This window comes from Blautia sp. AM28-27, from assembly GCF_003480905.1.
In the GTDB taxonomy this organism is placed as follows: Bacteria; Bacillota; Clostridia; order Lachnospirales; family Lachnospiraceae; genus Fusicatenibacter; species Fusicatenibacter saccharivorans.
In genome coordinates, this window is the sequence record NZ_QUJK01000002.1 from 203525 (window position 1) to 220561 (window position 17037).

At 38.6% G+C, this 17037-nt stretch carries 18 protein-coding genes and 2 pseudogenes; 12 read left to right on the forward strand and 8 right to left on the reverse strand.

Annotation, left to right across the window (positions count from 1 at the left end; all coding sequences use genetic code 11):
* Window positions 1–28: 28 nt before the first annotated feature.
* From DW743_RS05125 to DW743_RS05145, 5 genes and pseudogenes are all read right to left on the reverse strand, one after another.
* Window positions 29–250, reverse strand: coding sequence for a DUF3847 domain-containing protein (locus DW743_RS05125; protein ID WP_005348485.1), 222 nt, complete (start codon window positions 248–250; stop codon window positions 29–31).
* A gap of 170 nt (window positions 251–420) precedes the next feature.
* Window positions 421–1278 carry an ATP-binding protein gene (locus tag DW743_RS05130; protein ID WP_117760737.1) on the reverse strand — a complete coding sequence of 286 codons (858 nt, stop codon included), beginning with the start codon at window positions 1276–1278 and terminating at the stop codon, window positions 421–423.
* Window positions 1275–1991: a replication initiator protein A gene (locus tag DW743_RS05135; protein WP_117760739.1), complete on the reverse strand. Its 717-nt coding sequence runs from the start codon at window positions 1989–1991 to the stop codon at window positions 1275–1277. Before DW743_RS05135 ends, DW743_RS05130 begins: the two co-directional genes overlap by 4 nt.
* A gap of 24 nt (window positions 1992–2015) precedes the next feature.
* Window positions 2016–2398, reverse strand: a pseudogene (locus DW743_RS05140) (adenylate cyclase).
* Between the two features lie 3 nt (window positions 2399–2401).
* Entirely contained in the window at window positions 2402–3319 is a 918-nt protein-coding gene (locus DW743_RS05145; protein ID WP_117760743.1) for a ParM/StbA family protein, read from the reverse strand.
* A 221-nt stretch (window positions 3320–3540) separates the two neighbouring features.
* On the opposite strand from DW743_RS05145, the gene DW743_RS05150 reads away from it, so the two are divergent.
* The 5 genes from DW743_RS05150 (at window position 3541) to DW743_RS05170 (ending at window position 8097) form a co-directional block, all read left to right on the forward strand.
* Window positions 3541–4215: a response regulator transcription factor gene (locus DW743_RS05150; RefSeq protein ID WP_014080778.1), complete on the forward strand. Its 675-nt coding sequence runs from the start codon at window positions 3541–3543 to the stop codon at window positions 4213–4215.
* Window positions 4203–5381: a sensor histidine kinase gene (locus DW743_RS05155; protein ID WP_009265791.1), complete on the forward strand. Its 1179-nt coding sequence runs from the start codon at window positions 4203–4205 to the stop codon at window positions 5379–5381. The genes DW743_RS05150 and DW743_RS05155 overlap by 13 nt, the downstream gene beginning before the upstream one ends.
* Before the next feature lie 116 nt (window positions 5382–5497).
* Window positions 5498–6568 (forward strand): ABC transporter permease subunit, encoded by a 1071-nt coding sequence (locus DW743_RS05160; RefSeq protein WP_117760745.1) that lies wholly within the window; start codon window positions 5498–5500, stop codon window positions 6566–6568.
* Entirely contained in the window at window positions 6565–7221 is a 657-nt protein-coding gene (locus DW743_RS05165; RefSeq protein ID WP_238033586.1) for a transporter, read from the forward strand. The genes DW743_RS05160 and DW743_RS05165 overlap by 4 nt, the downstream gene beginning before the upstream one ends.
* 3 nt (window positions 7222–7224) lie before the next feature.
* Window positions 7225–8097 carry an ATP-binding cassette domain-containing protein gene (locus tag DW743_RS05170; RefSeq protein ID WP_117509305.1) on the forward strand — a complete coding sequence of 291 codons (873 nt, stop codon included), beginning with the start codon at window positions 7225–7227 and terminating at the stop codon, window positions 8095–8097.
* Window positions 8098–8164: 67 nt separating this feature from the next.
* On the opposite strand, the gene DW743_RS05175 is transcribed toward DW743_RS05170, so the two are convergent.
* On the reverse strand, window positions 8165–10381 hold the full coding sequence (locus DW743_RS05175; protein WP_117760747.1) for a tetratricopeptide repeat protein: 2217 nt from the start codon (window positions 10379–10381) through the stop codon (window positions 8165–8167).
* 250 nt (window positions 10382–10631) lie between these two features.
* On the opposite strand from DW743_RS05175, the gene DW743_RS18630 reads away from it, so the two are divergent.
* Window positions 10632–10766 carry a hypothetical protein gene (locus DW743_RS18630; RefSeq protein WP_005348500.1) on the forward strand — a complete coding sequence of 45 codons (135 nt, stop codon included), beginning with the start codon at window positions 10632–10634 and terminating at the stop codon, window positions 10764–10766.
* 47 nt (window positions 10767–10813) lie between these two features.
* Here the strand turns inward: DW743_RS18630 and DW743_RS05180 are convergent, their stop codons facing one another.
* Together DW743_RS05180 and DW743_RS18325 are read right to left on the reverse strand one after the other, a co-directional pair.
* On the reverse strand, window positions 10814–11422 hold the full coding sequence (locus tag DW743_RS05180) for a hypothetical protein (RefSeq protein WP_055195104.1): 609 nt from the start codon (window positions 11420–11422) through the stop codon (window positions 10814–10816).
* Complete coding sequence (locus DW743_RS18325; protein WP_009245306.1) at window positions 11415–11600, reverse strand: hypothetical protein; 186 nt, start codon at window positions 11598–11600, stop codon at window positions 11415–11417. The genes DW743_RS05180 and DW743_RS18325 overlap by 8 nt, the downstream gene beginning before the upstream one ends.
* A gap of 337 nt (window positions 11601–11937) precedes the next feature.
* On the opposite strand from DW743_RS18325, the gene DW743_RS05190 reads away from it, so the two are divergent.
* The 6 genes and pseudogenes from DW743_RS05190 to DW743_RS05215 all read left to right on the forward strand — a co-directional run bounded on the left by DW743_RS05190 (window position 11938) and on the right by DW743_RS05215 (window position 16929).
* On the forward strand, window positions 11938–13692 hold the full coding sequence (locus DW743_RS05190) for a recombinase family protein (RefSeq protein WP_243004543.1): 1755 nt from the start codon (window positions 11938–11940) through the stop codon (window positions 13690–13692).
* 122 nt (window positions 13693–13814) lie between these two features.
* Window positions 13815–14135: a SymE family type I addiction module toxin gene (locus tag DW743_RS05195; protein ID WP_117760749.1), complete on the forward strand. Its 321-nt coding sequence runs from the start codon at window positions 13815–13817 to the stop codon at window positions 14133–14135.
* Window positions 14136–14164: 29 nt separating this feature from the next.
* Window positions 14165–14927: pseudogene (locus tag DW743_RS18870) on the forward strand (ParA family protein).
* Window positions 14917–15264, forward strand: a complete 348-nt coding sequence (locus DW743_RS05205; protein WP_243004544.1) for a ParB N-terminal domain-containing protein — start codon at window positions 14917–14919, stop codon at window positions 15262–15264. The pseudogene DW743_RS18870 and the gene DW743_RS05205 overlap by 11 nt, the downstream one beginning before the upstream one ends.
* Window positions 15265–15580: 316 nt before the next feature.
* Window positions 15581–15769 (forward strand): hypothetical protein, encoded by a 189-nt coding sequence (locus DW743_RS05210; protein WP_117509428.1) that lies wholly within the window; start codon window positions 15581–15583, stop codon window positions 15767–15769.
* 149 nt (window positions 15770–15918) lie between these two features.
* Window positions 15919–16929: a helix-turn-helix domain-containing protein gene (locus DW743_RS05215; protein ID WP_117509301.1), complete on the forward strand. Its 1011-nt coding sequence runs from the start codon at window positions 15919–15921 to the stop codon at window positions 16927–16929.
* The last annotated feature ends 108 nt before the right edge of the window (window positions 16930–17037 follow it).

The window sequence follows — 17037 nt, forward strand, 5'->3', positions numbered from 1 at the left end:
GCGCCCTTCGGGAGTAGAACTTGTGCGTTTACATTCCTCGTAGCCGGATTATCAGCTCCCGTTTCAGGGAATCCAAATCCATTTCTTTAATATGGGGAACAATACTTTCCAAAATGGCTCCTTCCTGGACTAATCGGTGTGTTCTGGCATCACGTTCTTTTTTGCGATTTCTTGCTTCGGCTTCTTCTTGGCGGTGTCTTGCCTGTAAAAGTGCTTTTTCTTCCGGTGTCATGATTTTTTTATCTGCCATATCTGGCACCTCCTTTTTATGCCCGTATCCGGGCAGTATTGGTTTTAAAATCTTATGGTTTGGTACTATAGTTTCGGATAACTGACAGTGGCATGTTTCTGGTGATAAATAAGGAAAGAAAGTAGTACCACTGTCAGTGAAGAATAATTATCGTGTTATGCTTCTTTGCTTCAGTTCTGGTTCGGAGCATGATTGTTTAACAGAATTCTTTTTGCCTGTTTTAAATTAGCTGTTGCATTGTCCTGACGAATATTCCGGTTATTGATACGGACAGGAATACATCTCTCCAGAATACGGTCATAAATTCGTTTGTGTGCGATATCAGCGGCGTTATTCAGCTCGGATAAAGTGAGATTGGTCGTTATGATCAGAGGCTTTTTACTGCGGTAACGACTGTCGATCACATTGAATACCTGTTCCAGTGCAAAGTCAGAGTTCCGCTCAATTCCGAGATCATCAATAATCAGAAGACTGTAGCGGTTTAAGCTGTTGATGAACTGGTTTCTGTTTTCAAAATGCATTCCGGTAAGGGTATTCAGAATCCGGGAAAAGTTGGTCATCAGTACAGGAACGCCTTTTTCCAGAAGGGCATTGGCAATGCAGCCTGCAAAAAAAGATTTTCCAGTACCGACATCACCCCAGATGAGAAGTCCGGAAGCGTTTGCTTTCATCTCTTCCCAGTTGCTTATATAATTGTGTGCCAGTTTTATTTCCGGATTGATGCCGTTATCCCTGGCAAAAGTGTAGTCATAGAGTGCTTTGTCCTGTAAGCCGCTGGTTTTAAGATGCTCTATTTCCATTTGTTTTTCATGAAGTTTTCTCTGGGTCTCTTCCTGCTCAAAGATTTCCTGCTGGCATTTACAGCGGATGGAAGGAATAAGAACCTTTCCCTGTAATTCATGCCGGCATTGTCTTGGCGTATTGCATTTGGAACAGTAGATCAGGTGGTCTGTTTCGTTAAAATATTCATCAGGCTGAAGTTCTCTGTTTGGTGTTATAGCATTTTCTTTTTCTGTAAATCTTGTCATAGTGTTTCGTATTCCTCACTTTCGTAATTCCTTTGCCGGGAAGCAGGATGATCCTGTCTTGCCCAACTGATGATGGTAGCTGCATGGTTCTGATATTGCTTTCCGGTAGAAGCCATATAACCGGATAAGCGTTCAATATAATCCTGCCAGTCAGGGATTGTCTGCCGGATATCTTCAAGCTCTTTTTCTGACAGAAAAACATTTTGAAATTTTCCATAGGGTGAGAGTGGATCCTTACTCCCTCTTTTTTTAAAATTGTTCTTTTTTATCTCTTTCTTATTACCAGACAGTTTTCTGTCTGTATCAGGGAAAGAATCCTGTCTGTCAATAGGACAGTTTTCTGTCTGTCTTAGGGAAAGAAATCTGTCTGTATAGTGGATGGTTTCTTTTGGGAGTTTTACATAAATCCGATTAGGTTGTCCGGGTCCCTGCCGTTTTCGGAAGATAAGCTCCTGTTTTTCCAGTACTGCCAGAGCAGTTTTAACAGTCATCTGGCTTTTGTGGAGAACTTCTGCCAGTGCTTCAATCGTAAAGTAAATGAACACATGACCATCTGTATCTGACCAGCCCTCATTTTTCTGGGAAAGCCTTGCCCGGTCGAGCAGGATAATATAAAGCATTTTGGCAGTTTCGTTTATTTCCATGTCCAGAAGGAAACGAGGAAACATCATATAAGATGGCAGGTTGGTGTCTGCTGTCAGAAAGTCAGTCATGTGTTCACCTCCAATCAAAAGGGTTTATTCTCCAAGAAAATCCCAGTCTATATCACTATCTGGCTGTGAATTTTCAGGTGCTGGAAAGGGGCCCTGATTTGGGGCTCCCTTTGCACCATGCCTGCAGTCAGTCCGGAAAGAAAAAGTGGCAATGACTGTTTCAGGCTGTATTCCACTGCATCTACAATTTGTTTCACAAAAAGTTCTTCCCGCTCTCTTGTTTCCAGATAAGGATCAGCCTGTGTGCGATAGTAGCGGTCAAAATAATCTACCAACGCAAGAGAGATTACCTGACTGTAAGATTTAAAATCCTGCCTGTCCATCGTCTGTAAATATTCCCAGGCTCTCCGTTGCTGTTCTTTGTCCAGATTAAAACGCAGGTTTGTGTTGCGGATATTGTTCTGCATGATTTATCCCCTCCTTTTCAGGCTCATATAAGCCAGAGATTCATAACCTTTGGCGGTGGCACAGATGTCATCAATGATAGTGACTCGTGATTTGTCATAAGTTCCGAAGTTACGGATCAGACATCCACCGCCGCCAACTACATACAGGCGCATTAGGTCAGGATTGTATTCATATTTGCGGAGTGTGGAAAAAAGTTCTGCCACATACTGTCTGGCAATAGAACTGATACAATCCAGATATGGTGCTGGAATGTCAGCTGTTCCAAACCGCAGAATCTGTTCTACTGTGGATTCTTCAATCTTCACTCCAAACTTGTCCAGAACAGCGTTCTTTGCAGCAATCATGCATTGGTTTACACCAAGTTTTTCTGTCCAGCATCGGCTTTCCTGAGCTTTCTTATTGTTGACATACAGAATGTTCATGGTTCCGTTTCCGATATCTGCAAGGAGATTGGTTCCCTTGAAATTTCCTAGTTGGTTTATGATAGCCGGATATCCCTGTGGGTAAAGGCTACGTCCCACAAAGTGGAGATGATATTCTTTGCCGTTGAAACGATAATGGACTTCTGGATTCTGGAGCAGATAGGAACGAAAAGCTTCTCTTTGATTTCTGATCCATGTCAGAGGAAGTCCGGCAGCCAGATGAACATCTGCTTCACGGATGGAAAAGACATTCAGTTCCCTTGCAATAGCCATTAGCGTCAGAAGATAATATTCTTCGTCCATAGCTTTATCCGGGATAAATTCTTTGTGTCCTTCGCCAATCCGGTAGTAAATGCCGTTATATTCCAGAATATTTCCGGTGAAGATTGGTTCTGTTTCATAGGCTTTGATTCCGGTTGGTGTGACTGTGTTTGCTGTTTTCATGTTGCCGTAGCCATGATCTACAGCGATGATTTTTGTGTTTCTGAGTTCTCGCATAAAAAATACCTCCGTTTTCGTATTGATTGATTCAGCAGGTCATACCGGTGTGGTACTGCTTTGCTGTGAGATAAGCATACGAAAATCGGAGGTAAAAGACATTGAGTGGAAATTGAGCTGGAATTGAGAAAAAAGATATATTGTGCGTACGTTCTTCATGTACTCTTGTTGTGATTTCATTGTTTTTTTATCGTATAATATGGATACTGGAGGTGGTTTGGATGAAATACAAGATTTTAGTTGTCGATGATGATAAAGAATTGGTGAAAATGCTTTGTAGTTATTTTAATATGAAACAATATGAAACCATTACGGCTACAGATGGAATGGAAGCATTAAATAAAATAAAAATGAAACCGGATATTATTTTGTTGGATATCAATATGCCACGCATGGATGGGATTGAAGTATGTCGTCTGATACGCAGTAAAGTGTTATGTCCAATTTTATTTCTAACAGCAAGAGTTGACGAAGATGATAAAATTAATGGGTTGCTTTCAGGTGGGGATGATTATATTACGAAACCATTTAGTCTTCGGGAGTTGGAAGCGAGGATTGTCACAAACATAAAGAGAGAAGAAAGGCATCAACAAAAAACGGAATACCGTTTCATGGATGAAATGCTGATTGATTATTCTGAAAAAATAGTAGCTATAGCTGGACACAGGATGGAGTTCACAAAAATTGAATATCAGATTATTGAATTCTTATCCATGCATCCAGGGCAGGTGTTTGATAAAGAACGTATATATGCACAAGTCTGTGGATATGATGCGGAAGGGGACAGTAGAACGATAACGGAATTAGTACGGCGTATAAGGAAAAAAATAGCGGATTATTCAGAAAAAGAATACATAGAAACTGTATGGGGGATTGGATACCGATGGAAAAAATAAGAAACTTGTCACTGAAAAAAACAATTCTGCTTTATTTTGTGATCAGCTTAACGGCAGCATTTCTGTTATCTGGATTTACAGTTCATTTTGCAAGAAATATGCAGAATAAAATATGGGAAAAATATATTGATTATGCAGATTATACGGACGTGTTTCAGCAATATGGAAAGAAATACGAGATTGAGATATCAAGACCTAATCAATCACAGATGAATCGTTTGGACCATCATCTTTCGGAAATGTGTGACTTTATGGAAACATATTCGGTACTGATTTTTTCGATTGTTGGGAGTGTTGCTGCGGTATTCTTTTTTTATAAAAATAAGTTAAAGACGCCTCTACAGGAATTAAAAGATGCCTCACAAATGATTGCAGATAATGAACTGGATTTTCATGTGTCCTATGAAAATAAAGATGAGATGGGAACGTTGTGTAAAGAATTTGAAATGATGCGAAGTGCTTTAGCAGATAACAACAGAAAGATGTGGCGAATGATTGATGACGAGAAGGTCTTGCGGAATGCAATTGCACATGACATACGTTCTCCACTTTCCATATTGCGAGGGTATCAGGAAATGCTCTTAGAGTTTGTTTCTGCTGAGAGTATAAAAACAGAGGATGTTATTGATATCTTACAAACAGGCATGTATCAGATTGACCGTATAGAGCATTTCACGGAAAACATGAGAAAAATGTCCCATTTAGAACAGAGGGAACTGCAATGCTCAGAGATAGAATTATCGGAACTGGCAAAAAAGATTGAGGCAGAAGCTGCCATGCTGTCCAAGAAGGAAAGTAAATTATGTAAGGTAGAAAGAGTGCAGGAACAAAACATTGTGAAAGTGGATGAGGAACTTGTCATGGAAGTGGCAGACAACTTACTGGAAAATGCGGTTCGATATGCACAAAAAAGTATTGTTTTGCAGATAAAGAAAAAGGATGGTTTTCTTATAATTTCTGTTGAAGATGATGGAATAGGATTTGTGGATACTGAGGAAAAAGTAACAGAACCATTTTATCATAAGAATCCACAAGATGATTTAAAGCATTTTGGCCTTGGTATGTATATTTCTCGTATTTTCTGTGAAAAGCATGGAGGAAATTTGAAAATATATAATGCCAGACAAGGCGGTGCTCATGTAGAAGCTCTTTTCAAAGCTGAATAAAAATACTTTATAAGGCTGAAATCACAAATAAAGTGGTTTTAGTCTTTTTTATTGTGAATTTATTGAGAATTGATTTGTATGATGTTGTTAAAGAAATAAAGAAAGGAAGAGATACAATGAAAACAATCATAAAAAGAAGTATACTTGATTATTTAAAGAACCCTGTTTTGTGGATTGGCTTGATTATTATAGTTGCCAGTATGTATCAATGTCTGTCATCGTATTTGCAAATTCATTATATCAAACAGAATGAACAGATCACACAAAATGACGTAGCATTGGAAGATGCCGATGTCATGGATGGGTACATTCCCACATCTGATGATAAAGAAAGAAGAAGGGAGTGGGAAGATACGATCAAAGAGACGTTAATGGACACCTCCCAAAATGGTTTTGGATTTAGCAGGCAGGAAGCGGATCATGTAATGAAAGAAATTCAGAATATGGATGTAAAGACTGCTTCTGAGTTTTTGGAATCCCAATATGGCTATTATAATGCAATATATGCTTATGAGGACCTTGAAATTCATAAGGGGACAGCAGAAGAAATCAATCATTATATCGAGCGGAAATTATCCGAACATTCTTTTTCCTGGTACTTTGCCAAAAAGTTCACGGATTTTGCAGGATTGCATATGGCCTTTTTTGCAACAGTCTTGCTATCATTTTTATTTATTCAGGATACACGAAAAAGTACCTATGAATTATTACATACAAAGCCTGTTACGGCAATCCAATATATATGTGGGAAAGTAATAAGCGGATTCATTAGTATGCTGGGAGTATTAGTGATTTTGAATGTTATATTCTTTATGCTGTGTTTGAAAACGTCTTTAGAATCGGGATTTCCGGTAACACCAATTGATTTTTGCGTGAATTCTCTGATCTATATTGTGCCGAATCTTTTGATGATATGTTGTGTCTATACAATTACAGCATTAATATTTAAAAATCCGCTTCCGGCAGCACCAGTTTTGTTTTTACACATTATATATTCAAATATGCTGACCGAGAAGAATGATATTTATTATATGAGACCGTTCTCTATTATGGTGCGATTTCCTGGCAGGTTTTTTGAAACACATGCAGCCAAAATGTCAAATATAAATCAGATTATGCTTGTGATCGCATCTGTTATATTAGTATGTATTTCTGTTACAATCTGGAAAAGGAGGAGGGTTCATTGAAAACGGAACTCAAAAACTGCCTGTCGTTATATAAGATTTTTTATTCATGTGCCTTTATACTGATATTGTGTGTTATTCATCCGATTATATACTATGAAGAAATCGGTTCAGCAATTCAGTCTCCAATAGCATTTTTAACAATTATTTTTTGTAGTGACACATATTTGATGGAAGTAAAAAGTAAGCGTGCCGATGTATTTCATTTGTATGACCAAAAAAAGCAGTTAAAAGTAATATCGCAGAGAGTGAGCGTTCAAATATTATATTTATTAATACTTTCTTGTGTTGGATATGTTTTGTTTTTCTGGCAAAAACCGGGCAGTGTAAACGAAGGCATTTCGGGTATTCAGATATTTCTTTTATATTTCATTGCAATGTTTGGAACTATCTGGTTTTGGAGTATATGCTCTGTGATTTTGTGTACATTGCTTCGAAATATGTGGGCAGGTATTGGATGTTTATTTGGAATTGTCATTGGACTTATATCAAAAGCGGGAAGTTCATTTTTCGGAAATCTGGGATTGTTTTCTTTCAGCTTTTGTGAACCTACTCAATTAATGTCCGAGAGTTGGATTTATGGAACGCTTGTGTCTTTTATAGCGGGGCTGTTTTTATTTGCAGTATTACCAATTACTTTAAAGAAAAGAGGATAGATTATGAGTATTAGAATAAATGATTTAACAGTTAGATTTAAAAATGGTGTAGTTGCAGTAAATAAGGCATCTCTTGAAATACCTAAGGGAATTTACGGACTTTTGGGTGAGAATGGTGCTGGAAAAACCACTTTGATGAGGGTTCTTACAACTGTTTTAAAACAAACGGAAGGAATGGTTTCCCTTGATGGAATTCTGTATAACGAGGGAAATTATGAGAAAATACAGAAAAAGATTGGTTATCTTCCACAGGAAATCGACTTATATCCGAATCTTACGGTGAAAGAATGTCTTGTATATATGGGGGGACTGTCAGGAGTATCCAGAAATGACCTCGAACAAAGAATTACCTATTATCTGGAAAAGACTTCTCTTACAGAGCATCAGAATAAAAAAATGCGGCAATTATCTGGTGGTATGAAGAGACGTGTCGGACTCATACAGGCGCTTCTTAATAATCCGGATTTTTTGATTATTGATGAACCTACCACTGGGTTAGATCCGGAAGAAAGGATTAGGATCCGCAATCTTCTGGTTGATTTTTCAAAGGATAGAACTGTGCTGTTTTCCACTCATGTAGTAGAAGATTTAGCAGCAACCTGTACACAGCTTGCCATTATGAAAAAAGGAAGTTTTTTATATTCCGGAAGCGTGAGTGGGTTGCTGGAAAATGCAAAGGGTTGTGTTTGGAATTGTACGGTACAAAATGCAGAAGAAGCCCGTTTGTTAGAAGCCAATTATTCTATTTCATCTAAGCAGTATGTAGAAAATGGAATTCATATGAAAGTATTAAGCAAAGGAAAGCCAAATGAGAATTGCGCCCCGGATAATGATATCACTTTGGAAGATGCATATATTTATTTGACGAATAGTTGAATATAACGGCGGGCAAGTTGCCCGCCGTAAATTGTACTTATTTTGTTAAAAGACCGGATAGAGTTTTTCAAATGGAAAATCCAATCTGTGGATATAACTCCTGAATCTCCAGATATTTTGCTTCAATCATTTCAGGCTCATCAGCCCAGATCTTTTCATATATTTTGAAAGCTTTTTTAAAATGTGTTTTGGCGTGTGAAAGATTGGCGGTCATCAGATAAATGGTTGCAAGGGTTTCCTGTACTTTGGCATAATCCAGACATTCATCGGAATGGTATTCCTTGATGATGCCGGATAATTTTTGCAATTCGGAGATCCCTCTTTCGGGTTCCTGCTGTTCTGTCAGGAACATTGCATAATTGGCAATCTGAGGTATGCTGTCATTTATATGAAGCAGGTTAAATTGGTCAAGCAGTGAGATACTTTTTTCCATGTGTTCTCTTGCGAGATCGGGATGACCGTTCATGCGGTAAAGTCCACCGAGATTGGCATGAAGGTTGGAAACAAGGCGAGCATTGTCAGCAGTGATATTTTCTATCTGGGCAAGTGCATCCTTTTCCAGTTTTATTGCTTTTTCTGGCTTGATTTCAAGAGTAGCCTGAAAATCCAGTAACAATGCCCGGTCAGAATCGGTGCCAATGTCTTTAGGCTTCAAAAAATTTTTTAATTCCTGAATGATTTCTTTCATACCTTTCTGGTAATTATAATTATCCATATATGGAAAAATATTTTCCAGAAAAAGTAGATATTTTGGTATATCATCTTTTTCAATCAATTCTATGATGTTTCCTGCTGTCTGAAACAGCTTCTTGTAATAATCGACTTCGATTCCATGCATTAAACATATTTTCTGTAAAGAATCCAGTAATATGTGACAGCTACTTACAGATGGTTTTGTCTCTGAAAGGGCAATTTCCTTAATCATAGGATGCAGGGAGATTGTGTGACGTGTAGTTGTCTGCACAAAACCAGTTTCAATCAAGTCGTTAATTTCATTTAAGGTAGGCAGTTCCAGCCATTTGGCGAATATGCGGGCAGAAATACCAGTGTAAGGAAGAAAACACAAATTGCACATGATATCCTGCTGTTTTCGGGATAAAGCATATAGTGAAAATAGAGTATGGATATGACTATAATAAGTGGCTTTACTGCTTTGACCATCCTTGATTATCTTAATTTTATCTTCATTATCGAGAGATGCTCTTTCTTCCTGAAGTCTTGCTAATAACTGACCTGGAGTTGAAATTCCATTTTCCAAAAGTTTTGCAGCCAGTTCTACAGCAAAAGTATGATAGTGTACGGTCTCTATGATTTTTTCGACGGTCGAACGATACTTGTCTGCTTCTGAATAAAATGCAGATGTCAGTTGGAAAAGAATGTTTATATCCTTTATTTCTTTTAATTGAAAAGTACAGTATTCATTCAGATTACTTCTGGTCGTAAATAAAATCTGACAGCGGTATTTTAATACTACTGACAGAAAACTGTCCTGTGTAGCTGTGACATTAAAATTATCTATGATAAGCAGAGTATCGGATTTCAGGGAACGCAGAAAACGGTTATGTCTTTGAAACCGTTCCTGTTCGTTGATTTCTGGTGGATCATCAATAAAATCCATGTCAGTAATGTCCTGATGAAGATCACCTGTATATTCTACATATAGAATGTTAGTGTAATACTTTTTGTAATGTTTTGCGTAGGCTTTGGCAAGTTCGCTTTTACCAATACCGGAAATTCCGCAAAGAAAAACATGACGGTTTTCCTCAAGCATGGTATATAATTCTTCTAGTTCTTTATCTCTTCCGATAAAATGACGGCATGGTTTCGGAACCTCACTGTCCATAATATAATCCAGCACAATGGGTGACAGGGCACCTCCGGCAATTAATTTTTGATTTTTAGTATCACGTTTGATAAATTGTCGCTCCATGCCAAAAGAAATCAGCTTTGCAAGAAAAAGCAGACGTGAGCTGGCTGGTTTGTACAGAGAAGCCAGATTTTTCTTTTTGGCATCGGAGATGGTGTCATCTTGTATAAATAATGTGTATATATCCTGCATAGCCATATTGCAGTCAGACATCAATGGAAGCAGATTCTGGTGAATGGTTTCTGCCAGTTTTTTCTGATTACTGGGTTTGGAATAGTAGGCAGATATTTTGGGACTGATCTTTGCTTGACCGGTCAGCCAACGACAAACCAGACCATTATCCATAGAAAAATCCTGATTTGCCGGATCATCCATAAAATCTTCAAATAATTCGTATAAAAAATCAGGCTGACTCATTTGATTACTTTCGCTGATATGATTTTTTAAGCAAGTGCTAATAGAAGAAAAATCGCATCGATTCAATAGAAATTCCCCTTTCGTAGTTAAGATTAAGTATATCTATCATAGCACGAACATATATTCGATTCAAGAAAATGCGGATATTTTTAAATTGATTGTGTCAATTTACAATCAATTTTTATTCAATGTGGTTTTCCGGCAGGTTCTGTAAAATAAGCTCAGATCAAAACAATAACGGGAGGAGCTTATGCAACAGAATATTGAATTTGAGCGGTGCATTGATTTTCTGGTACGGATGATTGATAAGTACGGCGCTGAAGTCCTCCGGGAGTTGGAGGAAGAAAAACAGAATAAGGAAGAAAAAGAAGCGGCAGTTTCCTGAAATACAAAATGTAAATCAGACTGTCGCTTTTTTCATGTATTTTTAAATCAAATAAATTTTAAAAGCTGATGCAGAGTGTGTGACTCATTATTCTGGGAAGCGGTAATACGAGTATCAAATGGCTTGAAATGATTCTGTGTATAAAAGCTCAGAAGAAATTCATTATCTTCGCATTCAAGAAACTCCATAACGCCGCCTACGGAATATTTGAGACTGGATATGGTTTCCAGTGCAAATCCCAGTAGAATATTTCCAGGGATTCGTTTATTCTTTGGAAGAGAATAGTTCTTTCCCAACTGGGCAATCAGGTAAGCTGCGGTAGTATAGGATTGTGTTTCTTCATCCAAAATACTGACACGGGACAGCTTTTTTGCCATTGTCTTGCTGATATTTGAAGCACGGACAGAGATTGGTTTTACTGTAAGTGAAAAATAACCAACCAGTGAAGCATCTTCAGCATCAAATACCAGATAAGTGATAGATTGATCTTTTTTGGTAAACTCAATCGCATTATGTAATAAAAAGTATTCCACATCGGGATTTTTGGGACAAGAAAAATCGGAGAGTAAGTCGTAAAGACTTTCCTCTCCGATATATGTCGGTTCGTCTTTATCCAAATATGCCCGAATATTAACGGTAAAATATTTATCAGACATGTTTTTTCTTCCTTTTTGACATTAAAGCTAAGATTTCCTGTGGGTTCGTTAACTGACGTCCGGGAAGTGTCTGCTTTGGTGTGCGGTCACGGTCGGCTTCGTCAATTGCTGCGACAAAACGCTTTATGCTATTTGGATTGGATACGACAAAATTATGAGTAATACTTGAAGTAGCCATACTAACACCTCCTCTTTTTTGGCTTTTTTGTGTATTTATAGTATATGCAATGTGTGATAAAAACACAATATCAAAAACAAAAATTATTTCTAAATAATTTTCAAGCCGGACATTTATTAGACGCTTCCGGTAAGCGAACAATATTTTCGAGCCAATCATTTATAAGTCGCCGATGGTGGGCGGGCAATATTTTGATAACAGAAATGCTCTGTATCTAACTTAATTATATGATTGGCGAAGAAATGCGTCAATACGGAAAATAAGTATTGAAAGTAGTTGGAACAAGTACTAAAATAAGGTTGGGACAATAAAACAGAGTTATACTGCGAGGAAGATTATGAAGAATAAAAAGATTAAATGCGATATATATACCAGAGTATCCACAACCATGCAGGTAGATGGCTACAGTCTGGATGCTCAGAAAGAAAAACTCAAGAGATATGCGGAATTTCAAAACATGGAAATCGTAAATGAGTATTCCGATGAAGGTAAGTCTGGAAAGAGCGTAGAGGGCAGACCGGAATTTCAGAGAATGTTAGATAATATTGAGAATGGAACAGATGAGGTACAGTTTGTATTGGTGTTCAAGCTTTCCAGATTCGGTCGTAATGCGGCAGATGTATTAAACTCTTTGCAGAGGATGCAGGATTTTGGAGTGAATCTGATCTGTGTTGAAGATGGGATTGACAGCTCAAAAGATAGTGGAAAGCTGATGATTTCTGTTCTGTCTGCGGTGGCAGAGATTGAACGGGAGAATATCCTTGTTCAGACAATGGAAGGACGTAAGCAGAAAGCAAGGGAAGGAAAATGGAACGGCGGGTTTGCTCCATATGGCTATGAATTGGTAAATGGAGAATTGCAGATCGCAGAGGACGAAGCAGAGATTATTCGTCTGATCTATGATAAATTTATTCATACAAATATGGGAATTTCTGCGATTGCTGCATGGCTGAACCAGCATGGATATAAAAAGAAAAAACGACAGAATAATACACTGGACGCATTTGCCGCTTCATTTATAAAAGGCGTTCTGGATAATCCGGTATACTGTGGAAAGCTGGCTTATGGACGAAGGAAGAATGAGAAAGTATCTGGTACAAGAAATGAATACCGTATTGTAAAGCAGGAAAATTATATGCTACACGATGGTATCCATGAAGGAATCATTTCGGAAACAGACTGGGAGCTGGCACATCAAAAACGGGAAAAAACAGGTGTAAAATATGAAAAGACACATAGCCTCGATCATGAGCATATTTTATCCGGAATATTGAGATGTCCGTTATGTGGAAGCGGTATGTATGGAAACGTGAACCGAAAGAAAAAGAAAGACGGAACCTTATATAAGGATTATTTCTATTATGCCTGCAAACATCGTCGCCTGGTAGACGGTCATAAATGTGGATATCGTAAACAATGGAGCGAAGAGAAGATTAACAATGCAGTAGAAGAAGTTATCCGGAAACTGGTGAAGAATCCGAAATTTGAAGAAGCAATTCTGAATAAAATTGGTTCAAGAATAGATACAGAAGAAATAGAAAAAGAGATTGAAAGACTGGAAAAACAGTACAGGCAGCTGACCGGAGCAAAAGCAAGACTTGGACAGCAGATGGATAGCCTGGACATCATGGATAAATTTTATGAAAAGAAATATCAGGATATGGAGACAAGGTTATACCGTCTGTATGATGAAATTGAAGGCGTGGAGAACAGTATAGAAGAAGTCAAGAACCGCCTGCTGAATATTCAGCAACAGAAAATATCAGAAGAAAACGTCTATCAATTTCTTTTATATTTTGATAAACTATATGATAAGTTCACCGACCTGGAGAAGAAAGAATTTCTTAACAGCTTTGTGGAACAGGTGGACATTTACGAGCAGGAGCAGCCAGATGGCAGATTCCTGAAGCACATAAAGTTCCGTTTTCCGGTGTATTTTGGAGACAGAGAGACACAGGAACTTTGTTGGGACAATGAAAGTACCGTTGAGACTGTGTGTCTTTTGGGCAAACGAAAACCAGATGCCACGGTAAAATTCAGCGTGGATATGGATGATTACTATCGTATTAAAGATGGTAAAGAGCCTAAATAAAATCGAATAATACACTGAATTAAAGCAGGATAGAAGCTGTTGATGCGTTAGAAGATAACGTGTCAGCGGCTTTTTCTTTTTATCTAAAAATCTATTAGTCAAATCTGAAAGGAGTCAATTCTATGGCAAAGAAAAATGCAAGGAATATGAAGGTTTGTGGACAGAGCGGTTATAAATATGAGACAGTTCCGGCAATTACATTAAAAGGAAAGTGGCTGGAAGAACTGGGATTTCATCTTGGGGATTATGTGCAGGTGAAATGTGAAAATGGTCAGCTGATTATCACGCCGGATGTGGATAAAGCACAAGAGCAGGAAGCGAAGACCGCATTTATGGATGAGGAGATTAAGAAACTGATAATCAGATACCAGAATGAAAAAGAAGAAATTACTGCAAAATATGTGGCAGAGCAGAGTGCAGGCTGTTATGGAAAGAAAGCATGAGAGGGGGAGAATGTATGGCAAGGATTATAATGTGTGGATCATTTAAAGGGGGAGTTGGCAAAACTGCCAGCTCCTGGAATTTGGCGTATTCACTGGCTGAGATGGGAAAAAGGGTTCTGGCTGTTGATTTTGACAGCCAGGCAAATCTGACAACCTGCTTCGGAGTAGAAGATCCTGCGGCTGTGCCGGTGACGATTGGACATCTGATGATGAATCGGCTGGAAGATGAGGAAATGCCGGATCCGTCAGAGTTTATACAGAGTAGAAATGGTGTGGACTTTATTCCATCATCCATGATGCTTTCAGCAGTGGACAGTAAGCTAGATGGGTTCAGAGAAGATGCTGACTGGTATTCTGGAGCCACTGAGAGGGCTGTATGACTATATTATTGTAGACACCTGTCCATTGCTCGGAACATTGACGATTAACGCATTGACGGCGGCTGATGAGGTGATTATTGCCGTCAATCCGCAGCTTTTGGCAACGATGGGATTGCAGGATTTTATCCGGACAGTGAAGAAAGTCAGAAGCAGACTGAATGACCGCCTGCAGATTGCAGGGATCCTGCTGACTATGTGTGATGCCAGAACAAATCTCTGTAAGGTAATCACAGAACAGCTGACGGATACTTTTGATGGACAGATCCGGATTTTTAAGAGTATCATACCAAACACAGTAAAGGTGGGAGAATCAATTTATTACAGTGAGCCGCTTCGGGAGTATGCACCGGAGAATAAGGCTTGTAAAGCATACCGGAATCTGGCAGAGGAGGTGGTTGGGGATGAAAGCTAATGCACCAAAAAGAAAAGTATTTCAGGACGCACTGGATCTTCTTTCTGAGGATCCGGTGAAGGATACGCCAGTGCCTGTGAACGGGATCGTTTCTATTCCTGTTGAGGAAATACATCCTTTTCATGATCATCCGTTCCGGCTGTATGAGGGAGAACGCCTGGAAGATATGGTACAGAGCATCAGGGATCATGGTGTGCTGAATCCGGTGATTGTGAGGAAAGCTGCAAGGGGCTATGAGATGCTTGCAGGGCATAACAGAACCAATGCGGCAAAGATAGCAGGATTGAAAGAGATACCTGCGATTCAGTATTTATCAGGTTTTGCCGAAGCTGATTGAATTGTGGGGGATGAACATCAGGACGGATGTGGAGGCTAAAAAAAACTTCATGCAACAGACCGTGAAAGGACAACTCCCCTGTTTCTTCTCCGGTGTGTGCAGCTGGGGATTTCCATCCGGGATCTGGATCTGCTGACTATCGGGATGGTGAATGATATGTTTGTGGAAAGCAGGAACGATGAGTATAAGGGATGAAGACAGGTTGCCACGCAGGAGGATTTTGACAGGTTCTGATCTGATGAAATGTGGTGACAGGATGTTTCAGAAATGGTATAATGGGTTTATCAAAGTCGGGACTTGGAGGAGATTCTTATTTATGAAAAAAGGAATAAATAAATCAATCTTATTTTATATTGCATCAGTTCTGTTTCTCGTAGCCTCAGCTATAGACTTTACGAGTGGAAATGAAAATTCTATGGCTATAGTATGGTTATGTCTTGGTTCTTCGTTTCTTTGCTTGGGTTCGACTCATAAGAAAAAGGAAAACAATACAGATGATAAATAATTTCCTGCTTGTATTGCTGGAAAATCGGGATTCATAGAGTCCTTTTGTGATTTGCAACTGCTGGTTGACAGATTTACAGCCTGAAATGGTGGAATGCAAACAGCAAAACTGTTATATTTAGCTCATAAAATCTGCAAAAGGAGGAAAAAATGATTTTAGCTGATAAGATTACAGAGGAAAGAAAAAAGAATGGATGGTCACAGGAAGAACTAGCCAATCAGTTGGGCGTATCCAGACAGGCAGTATCTAAGTGGGAAAGTGCAGGAGCTGTTCCAGATTTGCAAAGAATTTTACAGATGTCGGAGCTTTTTGGTGTTAGTACAGATTACCTATTAAAAGATGAAATGAAAGCAGAAAATATCACCTATCACGAAAGTACTGAAAGCTATGCAGAACCGTTGAAAAAAGTAACTATGGAGAATGCAAATGAATTTCTTGACATGAAAAGAAATGGATCCAAAGTAGTGGCAAACGCAACAAGTATGTGTATCTTAAGTCCAATATTATTGATTGTTCTTGTGACAATGGCAGAAGATAGCGTATTTCATGTTTCGGAATCTCTGGCAACAGTATTTGGATGTGTTTTTTTGCTTGGAATGGTTGCGGCAGCCGTCTTTTTGTTTATTACATATGGAATGAGTGAATCACATATGGAACATTTTGAAAAAGAATGCTTTGAAACAGAGTATGGTGTATCTGGAATGGTACGAGAAAAAAAAGATTCCTATGAACCAATTTTTATCAGAGGAACGGCTGTTGGGGTAGTGCTTTGTATACTGGCAGTGATTCCGACAATTATTGCCGAATCTATGGAAGCGTCCGACTATTACTGCGGTCTTTCCGTTGGATTACTGCTATTCATACTTGCAATAGGAGTGAATCTGTTGGTTCGTGTTGGGATGGTAAAAAGCAGTTACGATACCCTTCTTCAGGAAGGGGAATATACAAAAGAAGAAAAACTGTTTAAGAAAAAGACTGACACGTTTTCTGGTGTATATTGGTGCTTGACTACAGCGATTTACCTTGCATGGAGCTTCTGGACGATGAGCTGGGATATTACATGGATTGTATGGCCGGTTGCAGGTGTTTTGTTTGCAGCATTGCTTGGTGTGGCGAAAATGGTGTTAAAGAGTGGCAGTGAAACTCAGCACTATATTTAAGATGGAGTTAAGTTTATTTTCCGCATATTATACTCATCCAGAAATTCAAGTTTGGAGAATTGAAAAAAACGGAATTTATCTATTAAGACATATAAACTCTTGACAATA